This is a genomic window from Roseateles sp. P5_B10, assembly GCF_056400485.1.
In genome coordinates, this window is record NZ_JBFULE010000406.1 from 1 (window position 1) to 4701 (window position 4701).

The following is a 4701-nucleotide window of genomic DNA, read 5'->3' on the forward strand; positions in this document are numbered from 1 at the left end:
CGTTCACCCTCGCCTGACGGCATCAGCGCCGCACCCGAGGTGCGTGCGCTGGCCGAGGCCTATGCGCTGCTCGCGCTGAGCCGCGCGACCGAGCTTGACCCTGCCACGCTGAAGCCCATGGCCCTGGATGCCTGGCTGGCCTGGTACGCGACGACGCCTGACTCACCCTGCATTGCGATCTGCTCCACGGCCCAGGGCGACGCCATCTGCAAAGGCTGCGGCCGCACCTTCGACGAAGTGCAGCATTGGCCGGCGCTCGACCCCTTCGAGAAGCGTGTCGTCTGGCACCGCATCACCCACGAAGGCACGGCCTGGCGTTTCAACCGCTACGCGGAGCGCGTGACCCGATGACCCGCATCCGCTTCATCGACAGCGTTCGCCGCCTCGTGCCGCTGGCCTGGCCCGTCCTTGTCGGCCAGATCGCCGTGATGATGTTCAGCACCATCGACACGCTGATGATGGGCCGCGTCAGCCCCGAGGACCTGGCTGCATTCGCTGTCGGTTCGGCCGCCTACGTGACCATCTTTGTCGGCCTGATGGGCGTCATCCTCGCGGTCGGGCCCATCGCTGGCCGGCAGTTCGGTGCCCAGGATCTACCCGGTGCCGGCAGCAGCTTCGTGCAGGCGCAGTGGCTGTCGGTGCTGCTCTGCATTCCGGGCTGCCTGGCGCTGTGGTTTCCGGATCCTTTCACGGCACTGGCCCACCTCGACGCAGCCCAGGCTGACAAGGTGCGCGCCTACACGCGGCCCGAGGCTTTTGCACTGCCCGCCGCCCTGCTCTTCACTGCCTTCCGTGGTTTCTCGACCGCCGTCAGCCGCCCCAAGGCCGTCATGGCGATGCAGCTCACCGGCCTGGCGGCCAAGGTGCCTTTGAACGCCGTGCTCGTCTTCGGCTGGGGTCCGATTCCTGCGATGGGCGTCGCTGGATGCGGCGTCGCGACGGCCATCGCGCTGATCGGCCAAGCCGCCGTTGCCATGCTACTGCTCAGGCGCGACGCCTTCTACCGGCCGTTCAGGATCCCGCACCTGTGGCAGACCCGACCGCATTGGGGCGAACTCGCAGCTCTGGTGAAGCTGGGCCTGCCGATGGGCGGCTCCATCCTCGTCGAGGTGACGGGCTTCACCTTCATGGCCTTTTTCATCGCCCGTCTTGGCGCAACACCGGTCGCCGGCCACCAGATCGCCGTCAACCTCGTCGCGATGATGTTCATGATCGCGCTCGCAATGGCCACCGCCGCCGGCACGCTGGTCGCACAGCATCTGGGGGCCGACGAAAAGCACGAAGCGCGCACCGTCGGCAGGCATGCGATGACGCTGGCCACGCTGACGGCAGCGGGCGTCGGCGCCGTTGTCGCCCTCGCGCGCGAGCCCATCGTCGCCCTCTACACCTCGGATGCGGCGACAGCCGCCGCCGCACTGCCGCTGCTGGTCTGGGTCTGGTTCTTCCACCTCGGCGACGCCCTGCAGACGGTGGCGGCCTATGTGCTGCGCGCCTACCAGGTCGCCACGCTGCCGATGATCATCTACGTCCTGGCGCTCTGGGGCCTGGGCATCGGTGGCGGCTATTTCCTCGCCTTTGGCCAGAACGGCGTCGGCGCGGTCGGCTTCTGGCAAGCGGCCACCGCCGGCCTGATCACCGCCGCCTTGCTTCTCAGCCTGCTGCTCAGGCGAGTCTTCAACGAGAACCGCTGATCAGCGTCCCGCCGTGGGCAGGAAGATCACGAAGCGGCTGCCGCCACCGTCGCGTGCCAGGCAGCGCACGCTGCCGCCGTGGCGCTCGGCGATCTGCTTGACGAGGCTCAGGCCCAGCCCGACGCCGCCCGCCATCTCGGCATGGCCGGGCAGCCGGTAGAAGGGTTCGAAGATGCGCTCGCGCAGATCGGCGGGCACGCCCGGGCCTCGGTCGGCAACGATGAATTCATAGCCTCCGGCGACCGGCCGCAGCGCCAGCTCCACGTCGGGGCCGCCGTAGCGGCGCGCGTTGTCGAGCAGATTGCGCAGCGCGCGGCGCAGGAGGCGCTCCTGACCGTCGATGCGAGCGGAATCGGTCTCGGGCTCAAAGGCGGCTTCCGCGTGAGCCGCCTCCTCGGCGCCCAGCGCGAGCAATTCGACGGCATGGGTTTCGCCAACCGCGCTGCCGGCCTCCAGCCGGCTGGCCAGCAGCACTTCCTCGACGAGCGCATCCAACTCGGCGATGTTGACGTCGATCTCCTTCGCCAGGCGCTGGCGCTGTGCGGGMGCAGCGTCGTCCAGCATCGCGAAAGCCATCTTCAGCCGTGCCAGGGGCGAACGCAGCTCGTGGCTGGCATTGGCCAGCAGGGTCTGGTGAGAACGCAACAGTGTCTCGATGCGGTCGGCCGCCTGATTGAAGCTGGTGGCCAGGGCGGCCACCTCATCGCGACCACTGTCGTCGACGCGATGGCCCAGTTGGCCGGAGCCGAACTTCTCGACGCCACGCTTGAGCGCTTCGAGCCGCCGCGTCAGCCGGCGCACGACGGGATAGGCGCCGACCGCCACACCGATGAAGAGCAGCACCAGCACGACGGCCAAGGTCGACACCGCCGGCGCGCCTGGCGACACGGGGCGATGCAGCCAGGGGCCGGTCCAGGGGCCTTCATCCAGCCGGGGCGGCCGCGCGCCGGGGCCTCCAGGACCCGAGGCGCCTGAAGCGGCGCCCTGAGGGCCTGGCGGACGCACGGTACGCACCATCTCCAGACTGCGGCCATCGCCCAGGTTGGCGCTGACGATGATGGCGCCGGGGTCGTCGGCACGGCGCTGGAACATCTGCGTCGTGGCGATGCGCTTGCCGTCGGCATCCTCCAACGCGATCGGCATGCGCAGGCGCAAACCCCAGTCGGCAAAGACGGCAGCCTGCTCGGCACGCGGCGCGTCGGCCGGCGGCAGCGCGAGCTTGAGCAGCCCGGCCATCGCGTTCAGCCGCTCTCCAGCCGCCAGTTCGACGTTGCCGCGCTCCTGCTCGATGTGGCGCTGGAACAGCCATGCCGAGCCGAAGGCAAACGCCAGCAGAAGCGCCACCAGCGTCAGGTAGATGCGGACGTAGAGGCTTTTCAAATCAGGGGCGCGTGGAGTTTTGCGGGCCGAGCGCCGGGCCGCCCCTAGCCGGCCCGCGTAGGGCGATGTGCTTGTGGCTCAATGCCGCAAGCATCGCCGTCCCCTCGGGGGACCGGCTGGGCGCGCCCGCGTTCAGCGTGGCGAGACTGGACGAGGGGCTCACACTCAAGCAGCGTCCGCGTCGGCGTCCTGCTTGCGGGCAAAGACATAGCCGGCTCCGCGAACCGTCAGTACACGGCGCGGGTTCTTGGGATCGTCTTCGATGACGGCCCGGATGCGCGAGATGTGCACGTCGATGGAGCGGTCGAAGGCTTCCAGCGGGTGGCCCTTCAGCGCATCCATGATCTGGTCGCGGCTCAGCACCCGGCCGGGGCTTTGCGCCAGCACGACGAGCAGGTCGAACTGGTGGCTGGTCAGGTCGCAGATCTTGCCGTCCAGGCGCGCCACGCGAGCGGCCAGGTCGATATCCAGGCGGCCGAAGCGCAGCACCTCGTCGCCATCCAGCTTGGGCTCCAGTCGGCGCAGCAGGGCCTTGATACGGGCTTGCAGTTCGCGCGGCTCGAAGGGCTTGGCGAGGTAGTCGTCGGCGCCCAGTTCGAGGCCCAGGATGCGGTCCATGGGCTCGCCGCGGGCCGACAGCATCAGCACCGGCTGGTGGCGCCAACGCGGGTCGCCGCGCAGCCAGCGGCAGAAGTCCAGGCCGTCGCCGTCGGGCAGCATCAAGTCCAGCACCAGCAACTCGAAGCGGCTGTGGGCCAAGGCCTCACGGGCCTGGGCCAGGCTGCCGGCCGTGTTGACCTCGAAGCCGGCGGAGCGGAGATAGTCGCCCACCATGCCGGTCAGGCGGGCATCGTCATCGATCAACAGCAGTCGGGCGCTACTCATCACCGGGGCCAGGGAAGAAAAAGGAATCCGGCGCACTTCGGCGCCGGTGGAACGGGGCTCAAGCATCGCAGAACTCCTGGTCAAGGGCCAATCAGCCGGCGTGACGGGAAGCCATGCGGGCCTGGCGCTTCTTCATCACCTCGGCAATCTTGGCGCGCTGTTCGGGCGTCAGCACGCGGGCGGCGTCGATGCTGGCCTGGCTCAGGCGCTTGGAGGCGGCCTCGTGCTGGGCGCTCATCTGCACGCGCACGGCCTCGATTGCGGCGGCGTCGATGTTGGTGGCCGTGTAGAGCGTGGCCATCTGCTGGTGCAGCTTCATGCCGGCTTCGCGCTGGCCCGACAGGTCCTGTCGGGCCGCCTTGAAGATGGCTTCGATCTGGCTGCGTTGGGATTCGGTCGCGCTGACCACGTCGAGCATGTGCTCGATGTGACCACCGAACAGACCGCCGGGCGCCATCATGGCCGGGCCGCCGTGGTGACCCCCGTGGGCAGGCTGGGCTTGGGCAGCAACACCGCCGAAGGCCAAGGCCGCAGCCACCGCACCGACGCGCAACAGGTTCTGGATCGGGAAGGACTTCATCAAAGGTCTCCTGGAAGAAGAGTGAGTGAGGTCATCTTCCAGGCGGCCTGTGTGGGATCTTTGGGGGTGGGGTAAAGAACTGTGTCGACAAACAGGGCCAGTTTTACTTGCGGTGAACCGGCCTCCCCTTCGATCAAGGCTTACTTGATGGGCTTGAAGCGCATG

At 68.6% G+C, this 4701-nt stretch carries 5 protein-coding genes; 2 read left to right on the forward strand and 3 right to left on the reverse strand.

Annotation, left to right across the window (positions count from 1 at the left end):
• Both AC1DU6_RS20495 and AC1DU6_RS20500 read left to right on the forward strand, forming a co-directional pair.
• Positions 1 to 351, forward strand: a 351-nt coding sequence (locus tag AC1DU6_RS20495) for a DUF1289 domain-containing protein (RefSeq protein WP_477859215.1), incomplete at its 5' end; no start/stop codon positions are given.
• On the forward strand, positions 348 to 1691 hold the full coding sequence (locus tag AC1DU6_RS20500; protein WP_457323227.1) for an MATE family efflux transporter: 1344 nt from the start codon (positions 348 to 350) through the stop codon (positions 1689 to 1691). The genes AC1DU6_RS20495 and AC1DU6_RS20500, both read left to right, overlap by 4 nt.
• Here the strand turns inward: AC1DU6_RS20500 and AC1DU6_RS20505 are convergent, their stop codons facing one another.
• The 3 genes from AC1DU6_RS20505 to AC1DU6_RS20515 all read right to left on the reverse strand — a co-directional run bounded on the left by AC1DU6_RS20505 (position 1692) and on the right by AC1DU6_RS20515 (position 4536).
• Positions 1692 to 3071, reverse strand: a complete 1380-nt coding sequence (locus tag AC1DU6_RS20505) for a sensor histidine kinase (protein ID WP_477859217.1) — start codon at positions 3069 to 3071, stop codon at positions 1692 to 1694.
• A 165-nt stretch (positions 3072 to 3236) separates the two neighbouring features.
• Complete coding sequence (locus AC1DU6_RS20510; protein WP_457323232.1) at positions 3237 to 3956, reverse strand: response regulator; 720 nt, start codon at positions 3954 to 3956, stop codon at positions 3237 to 3239.
• Between the two features lie 91 nt (positions 3957 to 4047).
• A complete protein-coding gene (locus tag AC1DU6_RS20515; protein WP_056196209.1) occupies positions 4048 to 4536 on the reverse strand; it encodes a Spy/CpxP family protein refolding chaperone in 489 nt (162 codons plus the stop codon).
• Between the last annotated feature and the right edge of the window lie 165 nt (positions 4537 to 4701).

Excerpts from the sequence above, each read along its gene's own strand:
- AC1DU6_RS20500 (WP_457323227.1), top strand. The coding sequence starts at position 348 with ATGACCCGCATCCGCTTCATCGACAGCGTTCGCCGCCTCGTGCCGCTG.
- AC1DU6_RS20510 (WP_457323232.1), bottom strand. The coding sequence starts at position 3,956 with ATGAGTAGCGCCCGACTGCTGTTGATCGATGACGATGCCCGCCTGACC.
- AC1DU6_RS20515 (WP_056196209.1), bottom strand. The coding sequence starts at position 4,536 with ATGAAGTCCTTCCCGATCCAGAACCTGTTGCGCGTCGGTGCGGTGGCT.